The 23622-nt window shown below is 29.3% G+C and carries 25 protein-coding genes and 1 riboswitch; of the genes, 3 read left to right on the forward strand and 22 right to left on the reverse strand.

Translation table 11 applies throughout. The features are described 5' to 3' along the window. Nucleotides 1-12: 12 nt before the first annotated feature. From NNC19_RS10370 to NNC19_RS10405, 8 genes are all read right to left on the reverse strand, one after another. On the reverse strand, nucleotides 13-141 hold the full coding sequence (locus NNC19_RS10370) for a hypothetical protein (RefSeq protein ID WP_310938577.1): 129 nt from the start codon (nucleotides 139-141) through the stop codon (nucleotides 13-15). After that, on the reverse strand, nucleotides 128-1303 hold the full coding sequence (locus NNC19_RS10375; protein ID WP_310938578.1) for an FtsK/SpoIIIE domain-containing protein: 1176 nt from the start codon (nucleotides 1301-1303) through the stop codon (nucleotides 128-130). The genes NNC19_RS10370 and NNC19_RS10375 overlap by 14 nt, the downstream gene beginning before the upstream one ends. A gap of 6 nt (nucleotides 1304-1309) precedes the next feature. Continuing rightward, a complete protein-coding gene (locus tag NNC19_RS10380) occupies nucleotides 1310-1492 on the reverse strand; it encodes a hypothetical protein (RefSeq protein WP_310938579.1) in 183 nt (60 codons plus the stop codon). Nucleotides 1493-1579: 87 nt separating this feature from the next. Then, nucleotides 1580-1729 carry a hypothetical protein gene (locus NNC19_RS10385; protein ID WP_310938580.1) on the reverse strand — a complete coding sequence of 50 codons (150 nt, stop codon included), beginning with the start codon at nucleotides 1727-1729 and terminating at the stop codon, nucleotides 1580-1582. 449 nt (nucleotides 1730-2178) lie between these two features. Further along, nucleotides 2179-2592, reverse strand: coding sequence for a YbjN domain-containing protein (locus tag NNC19_RS10390; RefSeq protein ID WP_310938581.1), 414 nt, complete (start codon nucleotides 2590-2592; stop codon nucleotides 2179-2181). Nucleotides 2593-2802: 210 nt separating this feature from the next. Next, nucleotides 2803-4044, reverse strand: coding sequence for a hypothetical protein (locus NNC19_RS10395; protein WP_310938582.1), 1242 nt, complete (start codon nucleotides 4042-4044; stop codon nucleotides 2803-2805). Nucleotides 4045-4265: 221 nt separating this feature from the next. Next, entirely contained in the window at nucleotides 4266-4466 is a 201-nt protein-coding gene (locus NNC19_RS10400; RefSeq protein WP_310938583.1) for a transcriptional regulator, read from the reverse strand. Between the two features lie 47 nt (nucleotides 4467-4513). Further along, a complete protein-coding gene (locus NNC19_RS10405; RefSeq protein WP_310938584.1) occupies nucleotides 4514-4711 on the reverse strand; it encodes a helix-turn-helix transcriptional regulator in 198 nt (65 codons plus the stop codon). Between the two features lie 138 nt (nucleotides 4712-4849). Here NNC19_RS10405 and NNC19_RS10410 point away from each other — a divergent pair, with 138 nt between their 5' ends. Next, nucleotides 4850-5335 carry a helix-turn-helix domain-containing protein gene (locus NNC19_RS10410; RefSeq protein WP_310938585.1) on the forward strand — a complete coding sequence of 162 codons (486 nt, stop codon included), beginning with the start codon at nucleotides 4850-4852 and terminating at the stop codon, nucleotides 5333-5335. A gap of 71 nt (nucleotides 5336-5406) precedes the next feature. Further along, nucleotides 5407-6477 carry a site-specific integrase gene (locus NNC19_RS10415; RefSeq protein ID WP_310938586.1) on the forward strand — a complete coding sequence of 357 codons (1071 nt, stop codon included), beginning with the start codon at nucleotides 5407-5409 and terminating at the stop codon, nucleotides 6475-6477. Between the two features lie 64 nt (nucleotides 6478-6541). On the opposite strand, the gene guaA is transcribed toward NNC19_RS10415, so the two are convergent. The 9 genes from guaA to NNC19_RS10460 all read right to left on the reverse strand — a co-directional run bounded on the left by guaA (nucleotide 6542) and on the right by NNC19_RS10460 (nucleotide 17483). Further along, on the reverse strand, nucleotides 6542-8074 hold the full coding sequence (gene guaA, locus NNC19_RS10420; RefSeq protein ID WP_310938587.1) for a glutamine-hydrolyzing GMP synthase: 1533 nt from the start codon (nucleotides 8072-8074) through the stop codon (nucleotides 6542-6544). 47 nt (nucleotides 8075-8121) lie between these two features. Next, complete coding sequence (guaB, locus tag NNC19_RS10425; protein ID WP_310938588.1) at nucleotides 8122-9576, reverse strand: IMP dehydrogenase; 1455 nt, start codon at nucleotides 9574-9576, stop codon at nucleotides 8122-8124. A gap of 170 nt (nucleotides 9577-9746) precedes the next feature. Beyond that, a riboswitch (purine riboswitch) is annotated at nucleotides 9747-9844 on the reverse strand. A 71-nt stretch (nucleotides 9845-9915) separates the two neighbouring features. Further along, entirely contained in the window at nucleotides 9916-10305 is a 390-nt protein-coding gene (locus NNC19_RS10430; RefSeq protein ID WP_310938589.1) for a type II secretion system protein, read from the reverse strand. 149 nt (nucleotides 10306-10454) lie between these two features. Next, entirely contained in the window at nucleotides 10455-12629 is a 2175-nt protein-coding gene (locus NNC19_RS10435; RefSeq protein ID WP_310938590.1) for a HAMP domain-containing sensor histidine kinase, read from the reverse strand. After that, the gene (locus NNC19_RS10440; protein ID WP_310938591.1) at nucleotides 12607-13302 is read right to left on the reverse strand and encodes a response regulator transcription factor; all 696 of its coding nucleotides are present in this window, start codon (nucleotides 13300-13302) and stop codon (nucleotides 12607-12609) included. Before NNC19_RS10440 ends, NNC19_RS10435 begins: the two co-directional genes overlap by 23 nt. Nucleotides 13303-13352: 50 nt before the next feature. After that, complete coding sequence (locus NNC19_RS10445) at nucleotides 13353-13616, reverse strand: hypothetical protein (RefSeq protein WP_310938592.1); 264 nt, start codon at nucleotides 13614-13616, stop codon at nucleotides 13353-13355. 154 nt (nucleotides 13617-13770) lie between these two features. Next, a complete protein-coding gene (gene groL / locus NNC19_RS10450; RefSeq protein WP_310938593.1) occupies nucleotides 13771-15393 on the reverse strand; it encodes a chaperonin GroEL in 1623 nt (540 codons plus the stop codon). A 13-nt stretch (nucleotides 15394-15406) separates the two neighbouring features. After that, a complete protein-coding gene (gene groES, locus NNC19_RS10455) occupies nucleotides 15407-15691 on the reverse strand; it encodes a co-chaperone GroES (RefSeq protein WP_310938594.1) in 285 nt (94 codons plus the stop codon). A 277-nt stretch (nucleotides 15692-15968) separates the two neighbouring features. Further along, complete coding sequence (locus tag NNC19_RS10460) at nucleotides 15969-17483, reverse strand: 4Fe-4S dicluster domain-containing protein (RefSeq protein WP_310938595.1); 1515 nt, start codon at nucleotides 17481-17483, stop codon at nucleotides 15969-15971. Nucleotides 17484-17568: 85 nt separating this feature from the next. Here NNC19_RS10460 and NNC19_RS10465 point away from each other — a divergent pair, with 85 nt between their 5' ends. Further along, nucleotides 17569-17865, forward strand: coding sequence for an HNH endonuclease (locus NNC19_RS10465; RefSeq protein ID WP_310938596.1), 297 nt, complete (start codon nucleotides 17569-17571; stop codon nucleotides 17863-17865). Between the two features lie 95 nt (nucleotides 17866-17960). On the opposite strand, the gene NNC19_RS10470 is transcribed toward NNC19_RS10465, so the two are convergent. The 5 genes from NNC19_RS10470 to gltA all read right to left on the reverse strand — a co-directional run bounded on the left by NNC19_RS10470 (nucleotide 17961) and on the right by gltA (nucleotide 23621). Next, complete coding sequence (locus NNC19_RS10470) at nucleotides 17961-18419, reverse strand: MgtC/SapB family protein (protein WP_310938597.1); 459 nt, start codon at nucleotides 18417-18419, stop codon at nucleotides 17961-17963. Between the two features lie 297 nt (nucleotides 18420-18716). Continuing rightward, nucleotides 18717-19664 carry a DUF2935 domain-containing protein gene (locus NNC19_RS10475; RefSeq protein ID WP_310938598.1) on the reverse strand — a complete coding sequence of 316 codons (948 nt, stop codon included), beginning with the start codon at nucleotides 19662-19664 and terminating at the stop codon, nucleotides 18717-18719. A 76-nt stretch (nucleotides 19665-19740) separates the two neighbouring features. Further along, the gene (locus NNC19_RS10480; protein ID WP_310938599.1) at nucleotides 19741-20820 is read right to left on the reverse strand and encodes a galactose ABC transporter substrate-binding protein; all 1080 of its coding nucleotides are present in this window, start codon (nucleotides 20818-20820) and stop codon (nucleotides 19741-19743) included. A gap of 151 nt (nucleotides 20821-20971) precedes the next feature. Continuing rightward, nucleotides 20972-21865, reverse strand: a complete 894-nt coding sequence (locus NNC19_RS10485; protein WP_310938600.1) for a DNA glycosylase — start codon at nucleotides 21863-21865, stop codon at nucleotides 20972-20974. Between the two features lie 364 nt (nucleotides 21866-22229). After that, nucleotides 22230-23621: an NADPH-dependent glutamate synthase gene (gene gltA / locus NNC19_RS10490; RefSeq protein ID WP_310938601.1), complete on the reverse strand. Its 1392-nt coding sequence runs from the start codon at nucleotides 23619-23621 to the stop codon at nucleotides 22230-22232. Nucleotide 23622 lies beyond the last annotated feature (1 nt).

Raw genomic sequence — 23622 nt, forward strand, 5'->3', positions numbered from 1 at the left:
ATTTGTAATTTCTTAATTTTTGTAATCTCTTCCTTGCCATATCATAAGAAGGAAAAAAAGTTTTTGTATTTGTTCTATAGTTGCCCCTTTGTAAACTTCAATAAACTTAATTATTTTTATATCTCTATCAGTCAATTTCATTAAGAGCCTCCAATATATCATTGATGTTTGGTTCTTCTTTTTTAGGTGGAGCTTTTTTTTTCTTTTTTACAATTCTATTCCTTATATTATCCATAACTATATTGTGATTTATCGTATAGGAGTATCCTTTTTCTTCTTCTACTGTTCGGCAAATCAATTCCCTATTGCCTAATTTAGTAGCATGCCCATTCCCTAATATCACCTTAGCTGCTGAATCATCTGCTATCTTAAGACTTACTCTAGTACATAGTTCAGCTTTTATATCGCTAGGTATACTATCATTAGTTGGTTTCTGTAATGCAGTAATCAAAAATACACCACTGGATCTCCCTACATTTACAATCATTTTTATATATTTTAAACATCTAGCTTTTATTTGTTTTTCTTCTTTGCAGTCTCCCTTGGATATATTTAAAAATGAAAACTCTTCTATAACTACATAAATATATTTCAGTTTACTTGTATTAAATTTATTATAATCTTCTATATTATAAAATCCTTTTGTATTATCTATTAAATTTTCACGCCTTTTGCATTCCTTATCAATAGTTTCTAGCGTTTCTAAAACTTCTTCTAAGCTTTTTGAATTTACCTTTACTTGACTGCAGTTTTGAAATACTCCTAAATCATTCTTTCTTACTTGCAACATATATAATTCTACATTGCTACAATACTTAATTAAGTTAGTTAATATCAAAAGCAATATCCTACTTTTTCCTGTTCCAGTATCTCCACCAATAAGCATATGTGGATAGCTATTCATATTAGTTATAATAGGCTTTATGATTCCATCTGCTATTAGCAGCTTATTTGGTGGCAACTCTATTGTCTGATACTCTTTAAACTTATATAAGGATATGCAATACATATAAACAACATAATTTTTGTTTTTTAAATGTATACTTTGAAAATTCAACCCTTCTTTAAAAATATTCAAGTCATTTCCAAAATCCTCAATTGTATATCCATGTGGTAATTTTACCGTAATTGCATATCCATATTCCTTCCTATATATTTTTAGTATTCTAAGAGTGTCACCTAGCCTATTTATAAATTGACTTTTAGATTGTGTAATCTGCCTCCATCTATTATATATTTTTATTTTATCCCAATTCCAATATACAACACTAACTCCTGATATCATTAACATTTCAGTTACCATATATTATCACCTCCTATTTACATGTACACTTGCTATACTTCCTAGTATTAATAAGTAAAGAATGGCACCTTCTTTCACTCCATAGCCAACCATGCCACCTAGTATTTTAAATTGATTATAAAAAAAATTGAATATAACAATATCTAAACTAGACATTAAATTATAAATTAGACTTGTCTTTATAATCACTATTAAATTTCCTCCTTTTTCCACACTTATACCACATTCTATTGATTTATGAGCAAAAATATACCATATAATAGGACAAAAATAAGGCTACTTTTTAGCAGCCTTTTCCTTTAACATTTCTTCATATACAATTTGTTTAATGTAACTTGATATTCCTATTATTTTTCCTTTTTTTTTGAGATATTCTAATAACTCTTTCTCTTCCTCTGTTTCTTTAAAACTAACACTTATTTTCATACCTCTCACCTCATGGGTATATTTTACCATAACCATAGTTGATTTAATCGTAAATTTTGTTTTATATAGATATTATACTTTTACCTTACATCACCACAAAATCCATGTACGACCTATGTGGTTATAAAATCAGTTACTTTATTATACTTTCCACTGCTCGTACTTTAAGTTGGTTTTTTGTGATATTTTAAAAACAGAGTGTAACAAAATATGCAATAAAACTATATTTAGATTGTTATAATCAACTTGATATATATACCACTTTTATCAGATATTGTAACTGGCTTTATAAATATATACATTTCTTAAATAAATATTAATTGATTTAGGTACTATATAAACTAAAAACAGTATAAATTCCCCCCAGCACTAGGCTTCACATGTTAAAGTTAATTTCTTAGTTTCATGCCCCACCCCTACTTAGACAGTCAAATGGTGCAAGGTAATACTTATGCCCACATTGTTTTCATGATATTAGCGTACTCTTTCTCCATGACATCAATTAGCCCAATTAGTAAATTCATAACAAGAGTAGGACTAAAGTTATTTTCAATTGGAATATATGCAGATAAAAAAATATTGTTATCATTATCTAAAAAAAACTTATAATAAGTATATCTGTAATTTAATTCATTAAATAACTTATACATGTAATCTCTTCGTGCTGTATTTGCTAATGATACATAATCTAATGCATAAATGCTAACCAAAGTATCTCCACTAATATTAACTACGACTCTTCCTGATGATCCTGACTTTAACTTTTGTTGAAATTCAAAATATGCTTCTTCACCGTTTTCACGCACTTCAGCATATATTTCCTTACCATCTAAAAACTGTTTAAATAAATTTGCATTACTCATTATATTCACTCCATTTCTAATATTATGTGAAATAATACTTCACACCTAATAGATAATTCACTCTCTTTAATAAAATATATTAAAAATGAATCATGTATATACCTCGCAATTTTCTACTTTCAAATTCATCTAAACTCTGAAATACTTAATCATATGAGATTTAATTTACTCTGTTGGCTTATCTTATTATGAATTAGTAACCTATATTAATTAAAAGCATACTATCTTCCTTCTTTGTTGCGTTGATTTATAAAATAACATATCTTTGTATATATTACTATCTTTATATAGGCGTATTTCTTCTTTTTGTAGTTCTGGCAAATTATTCATTATATCCTCTATCCGTATAGACTCAACATCAAAATCAGCATATAAACAATTATATCCATAACCCAATATGAATTTAATACAATCTGACTTAACCTTTTGAGAAGGTTTCTTTTTATGGCTATTAGTATTCTTGTGTCGAACTACATTCCAATATTCTTTCATTTTACTCCTACTTAAATCTCTATTGCTTCTTATTAAAGACCTTAGTCCCTTTGCCGTTGTTATTCTTTTATTTAAATTTAACCCTCTTAACACTTCATTAATACAGTTAATTTGATAATTAAAGTTAAATGCCTGCTCAACTGTTCCAACGTTCTCTTGTTCAGTAACACTCTCCTCTTCAAATAATTCAAATTCCTCATAATTAAATTTAGGGGACATTAAAAAACCCTCTTCAATTATCATTGGTTTAAAATCCTTATATATAGCCCCTCTATACTTAGTTACTTCAATTCTCAATATATTCTGAGTTTCATCTAAATTAACTATACTACTATTATACAAATCAAATATGTTGAATTTGCCTTCACATTCTTTAAGTTGATTTAATTTATAATAAACTTTAATTACAACATCACTAGATTCAAATTTAGCTCTTTTGGGAATATAATATATAGTTTTCCCACCAGTATCATATCTTTTACATTGCTCGTATGTTGATGTTGAAGAAGTTTTTTTTAATACAGAATAAATAGCCTCAATTTTCTCTTTGCTATCAATAATATCTAAATTATATTCAATTTTAGATACAAGCCAATATCTTAGATGTGGGGCCTTTGATAAGTTTAATAATGGCCATACTAAGAATGATATTTTTTCAAACAGTTCTTGCACATTTAAACAATATATAGAGCATACATTTATCCCCCCCATAATCTTAGAAATATTTAACCCCAATCTTAACTCTCCATGATTATATGTAGGATAATACTTAATATAAATTCCAGCACTCTTTATGTTCATTTGATAACTGCAACCTTTATAATCGCCTTTTTGAGGTGGAAAATACTTAAATGAACTGAAACCACTAATAAATATCTCATCCTCCAGCGTCATATTGGTTACATGGTCTATACACTTTTTTAATCCATTAGTATATGTTTCAATAGCATCTAAAGCCATAAAAGCCCCCCCGATACATATATTAATCCCCCCTATTTTTACATCTCTTTAACTATTGGTGCATCTATTATTAAAGGTATAATACTTATATATATCTAGGTCTTATCATATATATTTATAATTAACATATCCTTAATACCTTCCAACCAATATAATTTATTATTTACATACCATAGCTTTTTATTTTTATCTTCTATGTCGGATTTGACACAACAACCTAATCACATAGTTGTTAATTCTTGTTTTAATTCATCTACTTCGCAATAGTACTTTTCCATAAAATATTTTTTTGGTACTCTTCCAGAAATAACAATATATCCTTTAGACTTCAAATCATTATTTAGTTGTCTAATTATTGAATATGCCTTTGAAGTACTTATTCCTAATATCTTTCTAACATCTGTAACTGTTAAATAACTCATATCCTATATCCCCCTATATCTCTAATTGTAAATTCACTAATTTTCATTTAATCCTGAATAATTTCTTCTACTGAAGTTTCCAATGCTTTTGCTATCTTTCCAACTGTTTTGGGCATTATGTCTTGTGTTCCCTTTCGTACTCTCGTCAATGTAACAATATTAACACCCGACTTTCTTGAAAGCTCATTAACACTTAAACAGGAATATGCCATGGCGATATCAAGTTTTTTGTTATCAATTTTCATATTATCACCTCATATTATTTTACATATTTTAACTTATACTTAATTATACACAACTTCATTACATTTTTAAATACTTTTTTTAAATTTATTGATATATATTACGCAAAATGGTATATTATTTTAAAAGGGGTGTAAGCTATGAACAAAGAAACAATAGGTGATCGTATAAAGAAAAAAAGAAAAAATAAAAAAATTACTCAAAATCAACTTGCAAATATATTAAATAAATCATTAAGCTCTGTACAAAAATATGAAAGTGGAGATGTTGAAGTGCCAAAAAGTATATTGGAAGAAATTGCAATAGCACTAGATACTACTATATTTTATTTACTAGGTTATGATGAGGCTCAATTAGATGAAGAACTTAAAGAAATGTTTGATGAATATTTAGCCATTCAAAATGAAGATCCTGAATCGAGGTTGTTTAGAGAACAATTAAAACAAATTGGTTGCTATTATGAAAGTCCGTCATGCTCAAATGAAAATATCACAAACTCGTATTATATACTAAAATATAATAATAAAGTATTTGAAGTTCCTACTTATGAATTCGAAAATTTACGTAATAGTTTCAACTCATATATAACATTTATGCTTCAGCAACTAATAAAAAAATATAAATAACAATTTTCTTATGATAATAGATAAATTAATTATATTAAACCAATTACAAATGATTAAAGGAGATGTTTTCTATGCCTGCATATAAAGATGAAAAACATGGTACCTGGTACCTACAATTTTATTTTACTACATGGACAGGTGAACGAAAAAAGAAACTCAAAAGAGGTTTTAAGAAAAAAGGGGATGCTTTAGAGTGGGAAAGAGAATTTCTTAATAAGCAACAAGCTAATCCAGATATGACATTTGGATCTTTAGTAGAATTATACTTTGACGATATGGAAAGTAGACTTAGAATATCAACTATAGCCAATAAAAAATATATGATAAACCTAAAGATATTACCTTACTTTAAGAATATGGCTATTAATCAAATCAAAGCTACCCACATAAGAAAGTGGCAAAACAAGTTAATGAAGGATGATAAAGGTTATTCCGAAACCTACCTTAAATCAATTAATAATCAACTAGTAGCTATATTTAATTATGCAGTAAAATATTATAACTTAAAAGAAAACCCTTGCCATAAGGCTGGAGGCATGGGCAAGAAAAACGCTGATGAAATGCTATTTTGGACAAAGGAAGAATACGAAAGCTTTATAGAATGTGTATCAGATAAGCCTCAATCAAAAATAGCCTTTGAAACTTTATATTGGACAGGTATGAGAATTGGAGAATTGATGGCTCTCACATTATCAGATATAGATTTTAATAATAACACTATTAACATAAATAAATCACTGCAAAGAATAGGCAAAAAAGATATTGTAACAGCACCAAAAACACCAAAAAGCACTAGAATTATACTAATAACAGATTCTTTATGTAATGATTTGAAATCTTATACCAAGACTATTTATGATATAAAACCAACAGATAGAATCTTTCCTTTTACAAAGTTCTTTTTACATCATGAAATGAATAGAGGTTGTAAAATGTCTAAAGTAAAAAGAATAAGACTACATGATTTAAGACATAGTCATGCTTCCTTATTAATTGAGTTAGGATTTACTCCACTATTAATTGCCGAAAGGTTAGGCCATGAGAAAGTAGAAACCACATTAAATACATACTCTCATCTATATCCAAATAAGCAAAATGAAGTGGTAAATGCCTTGCAAAAATTACAAACAGAATCAAATTAGAATCAAACTATAAAATAAAAGTCTACAAACTCTTATTTTATAAGCTTTGTAGACTTTTTATTATTTATTCCCACTCAATAGTAGCAGGTGGCTTAGAAGTAACATCATAAACTATTCTGTTTACTCCTGAAACTTCATTAACTATTCTTCTGCTAACAAGGTCAAGTATTTCATATGGAATTCTTGCCCATTCAGAAGTCATTGCATCACTTGATGTTACAGCTCTTAAAGCTACCGTATGACAGTAAGTTCTTTCATCTCCCATAACTCCAACTGACTTGATGTTTGGAAGACAAGCAAAGTATTGCCATATGCTTTCATCTAATCCTGCATTAGCTATTTCATCTCTGAATATAGCATCTGCTTCTCTTACTATTTCAAGCTTTTCTTCAGTTATTTCTCCAAGAACCCTTATTGCAAGACCTGGTCCTGGGAATGGCTGTCTCCATACTAATTTGTGAGGTATTCCAAGCTCTTCCCCAACTGCTCTTACTTCATCTTTAAATAATTCTCTTAAAGGCTCTATAAGATCAAATTTCATATCTTCTGGAAGACCTCCAACATTGTGGTGAGACTTAATTGTAGCTGATGTGTTAGTTCCACTTTCAACTATATCAGGGTAAATTGTACCTTGAACTAAGTAATCAATTTCTCCAAGCTTGTTAGCTTCTTCTTCAAATACTCTTATAAATTCTTCTCCTATAATCTTTCTTTTGGTTTCAGGATCTGAAACTCCAGCAAGCTTACCTAAGAATCTATCTTTAGCATTCACTCTTATAATGTTCATATCAAATTCTTTCTTGAACACTCTTTCAACAGTATCTCCTTCATCTTTTCTTAAAAGACCATGATCAACGAAAATACATGTCAAGTTGTGACCTATTGCTTTATGTACTATCATAGCTGCAACTGATGAATCTACTCCACCAGATAAAGCACAAAGAACCTTCTTATCTCCAACTAAGTCCTTTATTTCCTTTATCTTTTCTTCAGCAAAATGGGCCATAGTCCATTCATTACCTAATTCACATATGTTATGAAGAAAGTTTTTAAGCATTTTTTGACCAAATGGTGTATGTTCAACTTCTGGATGGAATTGAACTCCATATAATTTCTTTTCTTCATTTTCCATAGCAGCGACTGGGCATACATCTGTATTGGCTACTATTTTAAATCCTTCTGGAGCTTCTGATATATAATCAGTATGACTCATCCAGCATATTCCTTCTTCTTCTATATCTTGGAAAAGTCTTGAAGAAGAATCTAGCTTAATTGAAGTTTTTCCATATTCTCTAACTGGTGCTGTTTCAACCTTTCCACCTAATAAGTAAGACATTAATTGGTCTCCATAGCAGATACCTAGAATTGGTACCCCCAATTCAAATATTCCTTTATCAACTCTTGGAGTATCCTCACCATAAACGCTGTTTGGTCCCCCAGTAAATATTATTCCCTTAGGATTTTTTTCTTTTATTTGATCTAGTGTATAAGTATATGGAATTATTTCGCAATACACTCCACATTCTCTTACTCTTCTAGCAATTAATTGATTGTATTGACCTCCAAAGTCAACTACTAGAACTAATTCTTTCTTCATTTTACCCTCCAATAATCTTTCTATTAATTATTATATTTTACAATAAATTATTGACTTACACTATAGTTTGGAGCTTCCTTAGTTATATTTATGTCATGAGGATGACTTTCTCTAAGTCCAGCTGATGTTTGAACAACAAATGTAGCTGTTTGGTATAAAGTTTCTAAATCTCTTGATCCAAGGTATCCCATACCTGATCTAATTCCCCCAAGAAGTTGGAATATTGTATCAGAAACATATCCTTTATAAGCTATTCTTCCTTCAACACCTTCTGGAACAAGCTTTTTATTCCCTTCTTGGAAATATCTATCCTTGGAACCACAAGCCATTGCTGCTAATGAACCCATTCCTCTGTATACCTTATAGCTTCTTCCTTGATATATTTCACTCTCACCTGGAGCTTCTTCACATCCTGCAAGTAATGACCCCATCATAACTCCACAAGCACCAGCTGCTAAAGCTTTAACTATATCTCCTGAATATTTAATTCCACCATCTGCTATTACTGGAACTCCATATTTTCTTCCAATTTCTACACAATCCATAACTGCTGTTAATTGAGGAACTCCTACTCCAGCTACTACTCTTGTTGTACATATTGACCCAGGTCCTATCCCTACCTTTACACAATCAGCTCCTGCTTTAATTAAGTCTTCTGCAGCTTCTGGTGTTGCAATATTACCTGCTATAACTTGAAGGTCTGGATATAAAGATTTAATTTTAGAAACTGCATCTAGTACTCCTTTAGAATGACCATGAGCAGTATCAAGTGTAATTACATCTACTTTAGCTTTTACTAAAGCTTCTACTCTTTCTATCATGTCACCTGTTACTCCAACAGCAGCTCCACATAATAATCTTCCTTTAGAGTCTTTAGCCGCATTTGGGAATGTTTTAGTTTTCTCTATATCTTTAATAGTTATTAATCCTTTTAATGTTCCATCTTTATCTACTAGTGGAAGTTTTTCTATTTTATGTTTCTTTAATAATTCTTTTGCTTCTTCTATAGTTGTGTTTTCTGGTGCAGTAACTAAATTTTCCTTAGTCATTACATCTTTGATTTTTTTTGAAAAATCATTTTCAAATGTAGTATCTCTATTAGTTAAAATACCAACTAATTTACCATCTACTGTTATTGGAACACCGGATATTCTATATTGAGCCATAAGATTTTCTGCATCTTGTAAAGTTTGTTCTGGAGAAAGGAATATAGGATCTGTAATTACTCCATTTTCTTGTCTTTTAACTCTATCTACTTCTCTAGCTTGTTCTTCAATTGTCATATTCTTATGTATGATTCCGATTCCACCTTCTCTAGCCATAGCAATAGCCATAGTAGATTCTGTTACTGTATCCATTCCAGCACTTATTAAAGGAATATTTAACTTAATTGTCTTAGTTAAATTAGTTGCTAGAGTTACCTCTCTTGGTAATATCTCCGATTTATTTGGTACTAGTAATACATCATCAAAAGTATATGCTTGTTTTAATATTCTTGCCATTTTTAAAATCCTCCCTCAATTTATAACTTTATGATTTTTTTCATTCATCTCAAGCTGAAAATGCAAGATTAACTTCATTGTCCAACTGATTTTTGAGTACAAAAAAAGCACATTAACTTACTATATTACTCTATAGTGAAGTTAATATGCCTATATAACAAAAAGTATATAAGTATATCAAATTCACCCATAGTCGGAAATTTACGGCTTCCGGTAGATACTCCCTGCCATATTCAGGGGATATACGAGCTTTAAATGTGCCTATTACTAAATTAAACTTATTATAATGTATCATATTCCCAAAGTCAATAGACATGAAAGTAAAATTGCATTTTTATTTTATGAAATAGTACCATCTTCAGCTAATGCGAAATCTCCACCTGCTAATAATTCCTTCATTTTTTGATATGTCATATCTAGATTTATACTTTTTATCCTTGTAAAATCAATAAAATCACTAGAACCTATCCTCTCCTTTATAGTTCCATATTTAGAATCTCCTGATACAGTATTGTTTGATTTAATATTATATGTATCTATAGCTAAAACTACCTGCCTTACTTCCTCTAGTGCCTTTGTTTTCTTAGCTTCTTTTATATATCCTGCAACTTTTGGGGTAAATACGACAAATAATATAGACATAATTGCAAGAACTGCAAGCATTTCTACTAACGTAAACCCCTTACTTTTTCTATTTGTCCTTATATATTTGTTAAGTTTTTTCTTCACCAATTCATCCTCCTTGAATTACTTATCTATTTCTTTATAATTCTAGACAATTTTTGTATTGTTTATAATTTTGTCCCACAAAAAAATCCAAGATATAATATAAATTCCCTATATCTTGGATTCACTAAGATAATTTAATTCTTTTTTAACTAATAATTAGCTGATGGAACAATAACTCTAGTTTTAAAAAGATCTCCATCTATCTCTATACTAAGTTCTCCTCCTTGAAGCTCTACTATGCTCTTAGCAATAGAAAGTCCTAATCCTGTTCCTTCAGTACTTCTTGATTTATCTCCTCTTTTAAACCTTTCAAATATTTCTTCATTCTGAAAATCCATTTCATAGGAAGATATATTTTTCATAGTTATAATTATTTTATTGTCCTCTTCTTTTAATGAAATATATACTCGAGTTCCAGATTGAGAATATTTTAATATATTATTTATAAGATTCTCAAATACTCTCCAAGTCTTTTTTCCATCTAAATTAGCATAAACCTTTTCTTCAGGAAACTTTAGTCTAAATGTTAATTCAGAATTGTTGATAGCTTCATCAAATTCTCCTAATGTTTGTTTTAAAAGAGAAGTTACTTCTATCTTTTCCACTTCAAGGTCTACAGCACCACTTGCCATCTTAGAAGCTTCAAATAAATCATCTATAATTACTTTAAGTCTCTGAGACTTTCTGTCTAATACATCTATATATCTATCTGCCTCTTCATTTGATATTCCTTCTTTTTTTAATAATCCTACATAATTTATAATAGATGTTAATGGTGTTTTTAAATCATGGGAAACATTAGTTATAAGTTCAGACTTAAGTCTTTCACTTTTTATCTCATTTTCAAGAGCTTTCTTAAATCCAGTTTTCATATTATTTATATTATTAACTATCTTTAAAAATTCTCCTATTCCTTTTTCCTCTATAGTACAATTAAGATTTCCTGCAACTATTTCATCTGTTCCTTCTATAATTCTAAGAAAAAATCTATTTGTCTTAATAATGTACCATATAACAAATAACATATAGAATAACATATACCCAATCCCTATGATTATCATAGGGATTTTTCTCGAAGCTATACCAATAAAAATAACAAACATAGAAACTCCAAGGGATAAAGCAAATATTATCAGCATTAATGTTTTAAATTTTATACTTTGAAATGCAGATTTATCCCTAAAATAGTTTAACATTCTATTACTTAGACATTTCTTAACTTCTAATTTAAACTTTTCTTTGCTTGTAATTAAATTTATTATTAACTTTATATTAATAGCTAAATATAATACATATATAGCTACAACAGTAATAATAAAAATTTGACTAATCCTATATTGCTTGACAAAGAATAATATTTTATTCATATACCAAACTACTATAATTGGATATATTGCAAATATAATCATTTTTAAATCCAGAGGGATCTTTTTATACCATTTTATTAATCTGGTTTCATCTACATTACTTTTCTTCAATATAAATATTAACAAAGGAAGTCCAATTAAAAACGATATAATTCCTATTATAATTTCTTTAAATAGTCTTTCTCTTACAGAGTTATAATAATTATAATTTTTATATATGGGACTATTTTCATCAATACTGTTAGGTACAACAAAGCAAACTTTTTTATTAGTTAATTCAGCCCAAATACTTATATACTTCATTCTATCAGAGTCCTTACATTCATAAGGAAGTTTAATACTATATAAAGCATTTTTATTAATATACTCATCTATATCTGATAAATTTTCTATATTAGTATTTACAGAACCATTTTCCTCATTTTCAATGTAGTATTTTATTGTACTTTTTGCTTCTATTGCATTTTTAATATTTTCATAATCTTTATCTTTATAAGTTACTATCTCTTTTTTTAAATCCTCTACAGTTTTTGAATTTTTTATTTTAATTTCATTAAGTTCTTTATCTCTTTCCTCTGTTAGTCTATTAGTTTCATTACTATTTTGAGCTTGAGCTGAATTTAATATCTGATATTTATACTTATCAATTATTTCATCTTCCCACCTACTCAAATTAGTTTCATATAAAGTCTTAGACAATGTTAACTCGCTCTTTGTAACCTTATCATCATCTGATTTTAATGAGTAGTCCTTATACACTTCATCAAGATATCTAATATTATTAAAATAGCTACCTAAATCCCTTTTAAACTGAGAACATTCAAAGTAAGAATCTACTTTCAAATATTCTCTGTTCTTTATCAAGTCACTTACTGATAATACTGAAATTCCACAGATATAAGCTGATATAAGAAAAACTATTACAATAGTATATTTATTTTTCAATTTTATAGCCAATTCCCCACACCACCTTCAAATAATTTGGCTCTCTTGGGTTGATTTCAATCTTTTCCCTTATTCTTCTTATGTGAACTGACACAGTATTTTCAGAATTATGAAATGGCTCATCCCATACCCTTTCATATATTTCTTCAATAGAAAAAACTCTCCCCTTATTGGTCATTAATAGTTCTAATATCTTATACTCTAAGGATGTTAAGCTCTTTTCCTTATCATCCACTGTTATAGTCTTTGAGTTTTTGTTTAATATAAGACCCCTTATATTTATCTCATCTTCAACCTGTTCATCATATTGCCCCAAACTTGTATATCTTCTTAATTGAGACTTAACCCTAGCCACTAATTCCATAGGGTTAAACGGTTTCGTTATATAATCATCAGCACCTATATTAAGTCCTAATATTTTATCAGTATCCTCTGATTTTGCTGAAAGCATTACTATAGGAATGTTTTTGCTTTCCCTGATTTTAAATGTTGCTTTAATGCCATCCATTTTAGGCATCATTAAATCCATTAATATAAGGTGAATCTCCTTCATTTCAAGTACCTTTAAAGCTTCTATTCCATCTCCTGCATGAAATACTTTTATCCCTTCATTTTTTAAATATATTTCAACAGCTTCTCTTATTTCATATTCATCATCTACAATTAAAACATTAAATTTAGTCATAATATCCCCCCTCTTCCCCTATTATACATATCAAGAATAGAATCTTTCAATTAACTTTTTCTAAGAAAAAATGCAAATGCATCCTTTAATAATTCAGCTAAAAAATAAACACAAGTATTAGCAGAATTACCCTTATTCAATTTTATTGCCTTAGAATATACATACTTACGATTCTCATCACTTTGAAGAAACTTAAATATTTTTTCATTTATGTTATAATTTTTATCTTCTGTGTAAGTATTGCTACCTGTTGTTGCTTTTATTACTAAACCTATAGTTGCAACAATCATAATAAAAAGCATTATCTTTTTCACGTCATATACTTCTCCTCCTCAATCCCTCTTACAATAACTAATTATACAAGGTATTTTTTACAAAAAACTTCCTATAATTCTTTCAAATTTCTGAAGAAAAACAAAAAAATCTCGTAATGAAAATTTCATCACGAGATTTTTTGTATTAATTATTTTAGTACATTCCTTCCATTCCTGGAGCTCCACCTGGCATTGGAGTTTCCTTTTGTGGAATATCAGCAACTGCTGCTTCTGTTGTTAAGAATGTTGATGCTACTGATGCTGCATTTTGAAGTGCTGATCTTGTTACCTTAGTAGGATCAACTATACCAGCTTTTATCATGTTCTTATAGTCTCCATATAATGCATCGTATCCCATTCCAACTTCACTATTCTTAACTTTTTCTATTATAACAGAACCTTCAACGCCTGCATTTACAGCTATTTGTCTCATTGGTTCTTCTAATGCTCTAACAATTATATTAATACCAACTTGTGCATCTGGAACATCTGAAGTTAATTTTGCTACTTCATTTATTACATTAACATATGCAGTTCCACCACCTGGTACAATACCTTCTTCTACTGCTGCTTTTGTTGCATTTAAAGCATCTTCAATTCTAAGCTTTCTCTCTTTAAGTTCTGTTTCTGTAGCTGCTCCAACTTTAATTACTGCAACTCCTCCAGCAAGTTTAGCTAATCTTTCTTGTAGCTTTTCTTTATCAAATTCTGAAGTTGTTTCTTCTATTTGATTCTTTATTAAGCCAATTCTTTCTTTTATAGCAGGTGAACTACCCTTACCATTTACAATTGTTGTATTTTCTTTTGTAACTTTAACACTTTCAGCTTGACCTAGCATTTCTAAAGTTACTTCTTTAAGATCTCTTCCAAGTTCTTCTGATATTACTTCTCCACCAGTTAAGATAGCTATATCTTGAAGCATTTCTTTTCTTCTATCACCAAAGCCTGGAGCTTTAACTGCAACACAAGTAAATGTTCCTCTTAACTTATTAACTACAAGTGTAGCCATAGCTTCACCTTCTATATCTTCAGCTATAATTAATAACTTTTTACCTGTTTGAACTATTTGTTCTAATACTGGCAGTATTTCTTGTATATTTGAAATTTTCTTATCAGTTATTAAAATGTATGGACTATCTAATGAAGCTTCCATCTTTTCCATATCTGTTGACATATAAGGTGATACATATCCTCTATCAAATTGCATACCTTCAACTACATCTAATTCAGTTCCCATTGATTTAGATTCTTCAATAGTAATTACGCCTTCATTTCCAACCTTCTCCATAGCATCAGCTATTAACTTACCTATTTCTTCATCTGATGCTGAAATAGCTGCAACTCTAGCTATGTCTTCTTTCCCAGCTACTGGTTTTGAAATTCCTTGAATTTCTTCAACTGCTTTTTCAACAGCTTTTCTTATACCATTTCTAATTAATATTGGATTAGCTCCTGCTGTTACATTTTTAAGACCTTCTCTTATGATAGCTTGAGCTAAAAGAGTAGCTGTTGTAGTTCCATCACCAGCAACATCATTTGTTTTAGTAGCAACTTCTTTTACAAGTTGTGCCCCCATATTTTCATATGGATCTTCTAATTCTATTTCTCTAGCTATTGAAACACCATCATTTGTTATTAAAGGTGCACCAAACTTCTTATCCAATACTACATTTCTTCCTTTTGGTCCTAAAGTAACCTTTACTGTATCAGCTAATTTATCAACACCTATTTGCATTGCTCTTCTTGCGTCTTCACCAAATTTTAATGATTTTGCCATTTCTAAATCCCTCCTACTCAACTATCGCTAAAATATCATCTTGTTTTAATATAGTATATTCTTCTCCAGAAACTTTAACTTCTGATCCTGCATACTTAGAATATAATACTTTATCTCCAACTTTAACTTCCATTTCAACCCTTTTGCCATCTACTATAGCTCCAGGTCCAACTGCAACTACTTCAGCTTCTTGTGGTCTTTCCTTTGCTGTACCTGTTAATACAATTCCGCTTTTAGTAGTTTCCTCTGCTTCTAGTTTTTTAATTACTACTCTTTCTCCAAGTGGTTTGATATTCATAAAAAACCCTCCTTTAATTATTTATATAATTTTGTTTTTATTTACTTTATATCGTCTTAAGCTAATTAGATTAAGATTATTAATAATTCTATAGAATTATTATATGAATTTTGTATTAGCACTCACTATCAATGAGTGCTAATACAATTATAATATATCCTCTATCCATAATATTCAAATATTCCCTTTGCTATTATTCCTTTAAATTTATATATTATAGCTAATTATATTAATTTTTCTTAGTTATATTAATATTTACTCCATTTTTCTTCTATTTTTAATTTTCTGATTTTTTTACTCTTCCAGCTTCTAAATTTATTTCCTTATATTTCTTTAAATTGTCGTTAGAAAGCACTGTTTTCTTCTTAGCTTTTACATTCATCTTATTAAATATACCTTTAGCTTTTTGGTATGGAGCTATAGTACCTGCACCATTTATACATCCGCCTTCACACATCATTCCTTCTATGAAGTTCCCATTAAGTCTACCTATATTGGCAAGCTTCATGGTCTTTTTAATCTCATCACTTCCTGATACTTTAATAGGGTTGAATTCTATATCTATTCCACTTTCTTTCATGTAATTCTCAATAGCTGCTGTCAACCCTCCAGCTGCTCCAAATCCTCGTCCAAATATAGATGCATCTTCAACAACCTCTTCCTCACAACTTTCTACCTCAATCTGAAAAGCATCAAAAAGAGCAATGAGTTCTTCAAATGTTAGCACATAATCAATTGCATCTTTAACTTCTTCTCTAACTACCTCCCCCTTTTTAGCTGTACAAGGTCCTATAAATACAACTTTTGCTCTAGTGTCACATTTTTTAATATACCTTCCTGTAGCAATCATAGGAGAAACAGTTCCTGATATATTAGCTTTTTCATTTGGAAACATTTTTTCTATATAATTTAAAAATCCTGGACAACATGAATTTGTCATATATAAATCTTCATTTTCCATTCTCTCTATAAATTCATTGCTTTCATGAACAGTAACAGCATCAGCTCCACAAGCTGCTTCTACCATATCAGCAAAACCTATCTTTTTAATTGCATTTTTAATTTGGCCATAAGATACCTTTACTCCAAATTGCCCTGTTATAGCTGGAGCAACTACTGCATATAGCTTATTTTTATTTACTAGAGATTTGGTAACTGGAACAATTAAACTCTTATCTGATATAGCTCCAAACGGACATGCTGACATACATGCACCACAATTTACGCACTTTTCTTCCTTAATCATAGCTCTTCTATTTTCAGTATTTACATCTAAGGCTCCAGTTGGACATACTCTTTTACAAGGCCTCATAACTTCAGAAATGGCATCATAAGGACAAGACTTTTGACACATACCACATTCTTTACAAAGTTCTTGATTGATATATGCTCTTCCTGCCACATAGCTTATTGCTCCAAAATTGCAAGCTTTTTGGCATCTATGTGCTATACAATTTCTACATGAATCAGTTACATTATATTTATTTATCGGACACTTATCACAAGCAGCTTCTATAACATATACAATTTGCTCATCTGAAGTTATATCTACAAACTCTTCATGTGCAGCATATCCATTTGCTAAGAAACCAGAAGCTAATTTTGCTCTCTCCAATACAATAGCCCTTTCCTTATAGACACAACATCTATACATGGCTACATCTCCTTTTATAACTTCATAAGGAATCTTTTCAATCTCTTCCTTAGTTAGCTTGTCCTCTTTTGCTAACTTTGCTACTGCTGTAAGCACCTCATGTTTTAATTTATCTAACTGGGTCTCAAATTGAAACATAATCTCTCCTCCAAACTTTGATTTTTTCATTTAAAAATGATATAATCTCCCCAATTATAATTCTATTATTTAGGGTGAGTATTTTATGAATAAAAATTATAAATGTGAGCTTTGTGAAAGAGAAATATCAGAAGTAACCAAGCATCATCTAATCCCTGTAGAAAAAGGTGGAAAGGATTCTCATATAGCTTTTTTATGCAAAACTTGTCATCGTCAAATCCATGCTCTTTACACAAATAAAGAACTTTCTTATAGACTTTATACTATTGAAAGATTAAAAAAAGAAGAAAAGATTAAACGCTACTTAAATTTTATTAAAGATCATCCCTCAGATTTATATATACCAATAAAAAAATCAAAATCCGCTAGGCGAAAAGGATAGAAATAAGCAGCAATAAATCAATATATATCCATTACTGCTTACTTAATCTTGTAACACTCTAAATAGGTTGATATTAGAAATAACTTTATAATAATCTATTCTTCAGAATCATCATGTCCTCTCTTATATATAGCACTTTTTTTAATTATTCTTTTTATTTTTGGAACTAATATAAGATTTATTAATATAAAAACTGTTGTAGTTACAGCTCCAAGGATAAATCCCCCTCCAACAGCAATTCCTATACAAGCCATTACCCATATAGATGATGCTGTAGTTAATCCTAATATGGTGTTATTACGGTCTTTTAATACACATAAAGCTCCTAAAAATCCTATTCCAGATACTACTTGTGCTGAAATTCTTGTTGGATCAATTAAGTTGTTTCCTTGAGACATATATATGCCAAATATCATAGTTAACGCTGATCCTAATGATACCATTACGTGGGTTTTTATTCCTATGGTTTTATTTGTTAAATCTCGTTCTAATCCAATTATTGCTCCTAATAAGAATGCTATACTTAGTCTTATTACTATTGTTTTTTCATCCAATATTTATTCCCCCATCCCACCTTATTTTATCTTCCATTATATAGTCTTTATTATTTATACTCAACATTTTAATATTTTTATGCTCCTATGAAGATATTCTACCTATTACTATCATTACATTGATAATAATTTTTTATCATTATTCCCATAACTTGAATTAAATATATTATTTCTTAACTCATAAAAATAGACTAAATGAAAAAATAATGTTTCATTTAGTCTATTCCTTTTTTCTAAATTTCTTAAGACTTAAAACACTTTCTATATTATGGTAATACTTTTCAATTTTAGTTTTTTCTACTCCATATCTATATCTTTTCTAAATATTTTTAGTAATCTTAAATAATGATTTGATTCACGTAACACATGATCACCTAATAATGGAATTATTATAGATTTAACTTTACATTCTAATATTCCTTGTGTACCCTGTTGATTAAACTTTCTTATTGCTATAGTTGCTTTATAACTGTCATTTGTGACTTTAGAAATTGGCATTGAATGTTTTATAGCTTCTTTTGCATCTCTTGTTAACTCATCAAATTGATGACCAAAATTATTGGCCATATTTATTAATTCGTCCTCAGTTGGATCAAGAAGTCCACGAATAAATTTTGAATGCTCTGCCATAATCCTATTCCAAAAAGCTTCTTGATTATACTGTTCTCTCTCTAAATCAATTTCTTCACCATCTTGCAATCTTTTAACAAAAGTATAATAAAGTTTTGCTTCTCTTAAAATGTGATCTATAAGTAAAGGATAACTGACAGTAAACACCTTACATAATAAAACATCTGATAGTAATTTGTTTTTAAAGTTTATTATTCCTCTAATAAGTCTAATTGCTCTGTTATTAATATCAAATACTTTTCGTTCAATGGAATCATTTTTATTATGATTATCTCTAATTAAATATTCACCCATTAATTGGGTTTCTAATTTAGTTAAATCTGTTGGTATCTTTATCCCTGTAAAATATGAGGATGCCTGTTCTGCTTCTAATGTGTAAGGTGTTATTACTTCATTGGATTGTAATACTTCGTTACTTATAATTCCATCAGAAATAGAGATGACATCATCTAAAAGTTCGTCAAATTCCATTCTGAACATATCTGCCTCATTGATATACTTTGAATCTTTTGGTGTGAAACTAGCTTCTAAAAAGAATGAATGTTCCTTCATAATTCTTCCAAAAAAAAGATGTAATTCAAGTGATTGTTGCATAAACTTCTTACTAGTTAACATTATTGTCCTCTAAAATAATTAATCAATTATATATTATATAAATTAGTTACTTCAAAAGTTACTACAAGTAAACTTATTAGGGAGATTTAGTTCTTCCTATATAAGCTTCATAAGGGAGTGTGACTATAATTTCTCCATCTTTAAATTTTAAATTTGTATTTTTTAGAGGATCTACATAATTAACTAAGTTCATTCCTACATTGTACATTTGTTCAGCAAATGGTTTTATGTCTTGAATAACAGTACCTGCCATAAATCCTTTATCAACTAAATCTTTAGCCTCTTGAGTCCCATCAACTCCAATAACTGTTATATATTTTGATTTATCACCTTTATTATATCCATACTTTTGTAATATTTCAGTTACACCTATTGCCATAGCATCATTATTTCCAATTACTACTTCAATTTTATCTCCATATTTGATAAATAAGTTTTCAAAATAATTTTTAGCTAAATCTTTAGACCAATTGGCATTTACACTTGCCAACTCCTGAATTTTTATTCCAGAATTTTTTAGTGTTGCAATGGAACTTTTTGTTCTTTGAATTTCAGGTTCACTTTCAGCTTTCCCCTTTAACATAATATACTCCATAACATTATCATTATTTTTATCTATAACTTTTTTATTTGTATTCCATAAATCAATAAGAATCTTACCTTGTGAAATACCAGCTCGTTCCGAATTGCCTGCTACAAAAACAACTCTATTATATTTAGGAACTTTTAATATTGTTTCAGGCGCAACTTGTAATAATACTAGTGGAATATTTTCTGGCTTAGTTTTATTAATAACCTCTTTCACTGAATTTTCTGCTACATCAGCTAAATTTACTATTAAAAGCTCAATATCATTTTCATTATTTTGTACTATAGAATCTATTATTTGATTTTGTGTATTTATATTATTTTGTCCATCAAAAATAGTAAACTTGACTTTATCTTCATTTTCTTTCTGAATCTCCTCAAAACTCTGTTTAAGGGATAAGTTAAATGGATCACTAAAACTACGCACTATTACTGCAATATTAGTTACCTTTCTATTATTGCTATCGCAATTGGCCTTAGCTGATATATCAATTTGAATATTACTTACCAATGTAATAGTTATTGTTGTAATTATTATAATCATAAATGCCTTTTTTAATAGTTTCATAATACCTCCAAAACAATTGCGCTAATTATTATTAGACTGTGTTTAAATATAAAATTTATTCTACCAATAATACTCAATTTCTTTTTAGCATTTATGAATAAAAAAGGTATATTTCGTATTACTCTATACGAAATATACCTTTTAAGTAATTTTAATCCACACTTATCTTATTCTCTCTAGCATAATAGAAAAGATATTGTTGTGCAAATCCTGCTGACTCACCAAATTTGTTTCTTGCAAATATTCTTATTTTATTCAGCGAACCTTCCTCTGCATTATAAAAATGCATCATAGCTCTCTTTACCCACACATCTACAGGGAAAGCAGAATACTTTTTCATAGAAAATAGCATAATACAATCTGCTACTTTTGCTCCTACACCTTTGAATTTTTGTAATTCTTCATGACATTCATCTGCAGATAAGCTTGCTATGTAATCTAAATCATATTCTCCTAACTTTTTAGCATTATTTACATTACTTATTGTATCTAATATGTATTTACTTCTAAAAGATGCTCCTGTTTCTTGAATTTCTTCTAATGTAGCATCTTTAAATTCAGCAGGAGTAGGAAATGTATAATATTTCTTTCCTTTATACTCTATTGGATTTCCCCATTTTTCTGATATCTTTTTAATTGTTTTTGATATAGATGGGATGCTATTTCTAGCAGAAATTATAAAGCTTATTAAAATTTCAAAATGCTCTTGATTTAAAAGTCTAATTCCATATCCATACTCAACACTTTTACTTAATATTTCATCATTAGCTAAAGATTTTTTCACATCGCTATAATCTCTTTCTAAATCAAAATAACTTAACCATATATTTTTAAAATCTTCTTCATTACTATTTAATATTGTAACTATATCTTTTTTCTGAATAACCTCAATCACTCTTCCATAAGCTACTCCAATATAATTTAATTCCTCGACTTTTTCCCATCTGAAGCACTGCCCACATTCTACTATTTGCTTTATATTAAAATTTTTCACACCTTCTAGTATTATCTTGTCTTCCTTAAATACTACATTATCATAATCCATAAACTCACCTTTTCTTTCTTCTTTTAATTATAATTATATCACACACTTAATATTATTTAACAATAAATATCAATTATACTTTGATAATTGATATTTGAGATTTAAAACTAGAAAACGAAAAAGCATATGCTACATAAAAAAATTTAAATAGAAACAAAGCCTTACTTGTAGTAGATATACAAGAAGATGCTACAGGCCAAACAACTAATAAACCATATAAAAATTCAAAAGAACTAATCAATAATGTAAACTCAGTTATTAGTAATAGAAAATTTTAGTTTAGTATTTATAGCTTTATACAAAAAAGTAGATTTCGCGTTGCTCTACACGAAATCTACTTTTTTCTATTTTAAAAATCTCCATTTTAATGATTTTTGTTTAAAAGATAATTATGAATTCCAATTGCTGCTTTCTTTCCTGCTCCCATTGCTAAAATTACTGTTGCAGCTCCTGTTACTGCATCTCCACCAGCAAATACACCTTCCCTTGAAGTCAATCCTGTATCATCTGAAGCAATAATACACTGCCTTTTATTTATATCTAATCCCTTAGTAGTTGAAGCTATTAATGGATTTGGTGAAGTTCCTAAAGACATTATTACTGTATCTACATCTAAAATAAAATCTGACCCTTCAATAACTTCTGGCCTTCTCCTTCCAGATTCATCTGATTCTCCTAATTTCATCTTAACGCATTTCATTCCATTAACCCAGCCTTTTTCATCTTGAAAAATTTCTGTTGGATTTGTAAGTAAATTAAATATAATACCCTCTTCTTTAGCATGATGTACTTCTTCAGCTCTTGCAGGTAATTCTGATTCACTTCTTCTATAAACTATATGAACTTCAGCTCCTAACCTTAGAGCTGTTCTAGCTGCATCCATAGCAACATTGCCACCACCAACTACAGCAACCTTCTTCCCTACCCTGATTGGAGTTTTATATTCATCTTTGAATGCCTTCATTAAATTATTACGGGTTAAAAATTCATTGGCTGAGCAAACACCATTTGCATTTTCTCCTGGTATACCCATAAATTTAGGAAGTCCTGCACCTGTTCCTATAAACACAGCTTCAAACATTTCATTTTCAAACAGTTCGTCTATAGTTACAGTTTTACCAACTATAACATTTGTCTCTATTTTCACTCCAAGTTTTTTTACATTTTCAACTGCACTCTTAACAACTGTTTCCTTAGGTAATCTAAACTCTGGAATTCCATAAACTAAAACTCCTCCAACTTCGTGAAGAGCTTCAAATATAGTAACATCATATCCAAACTTTGCTAAGTCTCCAGCACAAGTAAGTCCTGCTGGCCCACTTCCTATAACTGCAACCTTCCTACCATTTTTAGGTACTGCTTCTGATAAATCTATATTTTTTTCCCTAGCCCAATCTGCTACAAATCTTTCTAATTTTCCTATGGAAACAGGTTCTCCCTTAATTCCCAAAACACATGTACCTTCACACTGTGATTCTTGAGGGCAAACTCTACCACATATAGATGGCAATGCTGAAGCTTTGGCTATAATTTTAGCAGATGCTTCAAAATCTTCTTCTTTTATCTTAGCTATAAATTTAGGAATTTCTATATTTACAGGACACTTGTCAACACATTTTGGAATTTTGCAATTTAAACATCTCTTTGCTTCTTTTAATGCTTCTTCACTATTATATCCTAAACAAACTTCTTCAAAATTAGTGGCTCTTACCTTTGGAGCTTGTTCTTTAACTGGAACCTTTTTCATTCTATCCATA

This window comes from Clostridium sp. SHJSY1, from assembly GCF_031626875.1.
Lineage (GTDB): Bacteria > Bacillota > Clostridia > Clostridiales > Clostridiaceae > Clostridium.

Coding starts and splice junctions, on each gene's coding strand:
- NNC19_RS10485 (WP_310938600.1), bottom strand. CDS start 21,865: ATGGATTATGATAATGTAGTATTTAAGGAAGACAAGATAATACTAGAA.
- NNC19_RS10400 (WP_310938583.1), bottom strand. CDS start 4,466: ATGAGTTATTTAACAGTTACAGATGTTAGAAAGATATTAGGAATAAGT.
- NNC19_RS10460 (WP_310938595.1), bottom strand. CDS start 17,483: ATGTTTCAATTTGAGACCCAGTTAGATAAATTAAAACATGAGGTGCTT.
- NNC19_RS10375 (WP_310938578.1), bottom strand. CDS start 1,303: ATGGTAACTGAAATGTTAATGATATCAGGAGTTAGTGTTGTATATTGG.
- NNC19_RS10370 (WP_310938577.1), bottom strand. CDS start 141: ATGAAATTGACTGATAGAGATATAAAAATAATTAAGTTTATTGAAGTT.
- groL (WP_310938593.1), bottom strand. CDS start 15,393: ATGGCAAAATCATTAAAATTTGGTGAAGACGCAAGAAGAGCAATGCAA.
- guaB (WP_310938588.1), bottom strand. CDS start 9,576: ATGGCAAGAATATTAAAACAAGCATATACTTTTGATGATGTATTACTA.
- NNC19_RS10405 (WP_310938584.1), bottom strand. CDS start 4,711: ATGAAAATTGATAACAAAAAACTTGATATCGCCATGGCATATTCCTGT.
- NNC19_RS10410 (WP_310938585.1), top strand. CDS start 4,850: ATGAACAAAGAAACAATAGGTGATCGTATAAAGAAAAAAAGAAAAAAT.
- NNC19_RS10440 (WP_310938591.1), bottom strand. CDS start 13,302: ATGACTAAATTTAATGTTTTAATTGTAGATGATGAATATGAAATAAGA.
- NNC19_RS10480 (WP_310938599.1), bottom strand. CDS start 20,820: ATGAAACTATTAAAAAAGGCATTTATGATTATAATAATTACAACAATA.
- NNC19_RS10385 (WP_310938580.1), bottom strand. CDS start 1,729: ATGAAAATAAGTGTTAGTTTTAAAGAAACAGAGGAAGAGAAAGAGTTA.
- gltA (WP_310938601.1), bottom strand. CDS start 23,621: ATGGATAGAATGAAAAAGGTTCCAGTTAAAGAACAAGCTCCAAAGGTA.
- NNC19_RS10415 (WP_310938586.1), top strand. CDS start 5,407: ATGCCTGCATATAAAGATGAAAAACATGGTACCTGGTACCTACAATTT.
- NNC19_RS10475 (WP_310938598.1), bottom strand. CDS start 19,664: ATGTTAACTAGTAAGAAGTTTATGCAACAATCACTTGAATTACATCTT.
- NNC19_RS10465 (WP_310938596.1), top strand. CDS start 17,569: ATGAATAAAAATTATAAATGTGAGCTTTGTGAAAGAGAAATATCAGAA.
- NNC19_RS10395 (WP_310938582.1), bottom strand. CDS start 4,044: ATGGCTTTAGATGCTATTGAAACATATACTAATGGATTAAAAAAGTGT.
- guaA (WP_310938587.1), bottom strand. CDS start 8,074: ATGAAGAAAGAATTAGTTCTAGTAGTTGACTTTGGAGGTCAATACAAT.
- groES (WP_310938594.1), bottom strand. CDS start 15,691: ATGAATATCAAACCACTTGGAGAAAGAGTAGTAATTAAAAAACTAGAA.
- NNC19_RS10390 (WP_310938581.1), bottom strand. CDS start 2,592: ATGAGTAATGCAAATTTATTTAAACAGTTTTTAGATGGTAAGGAAATA.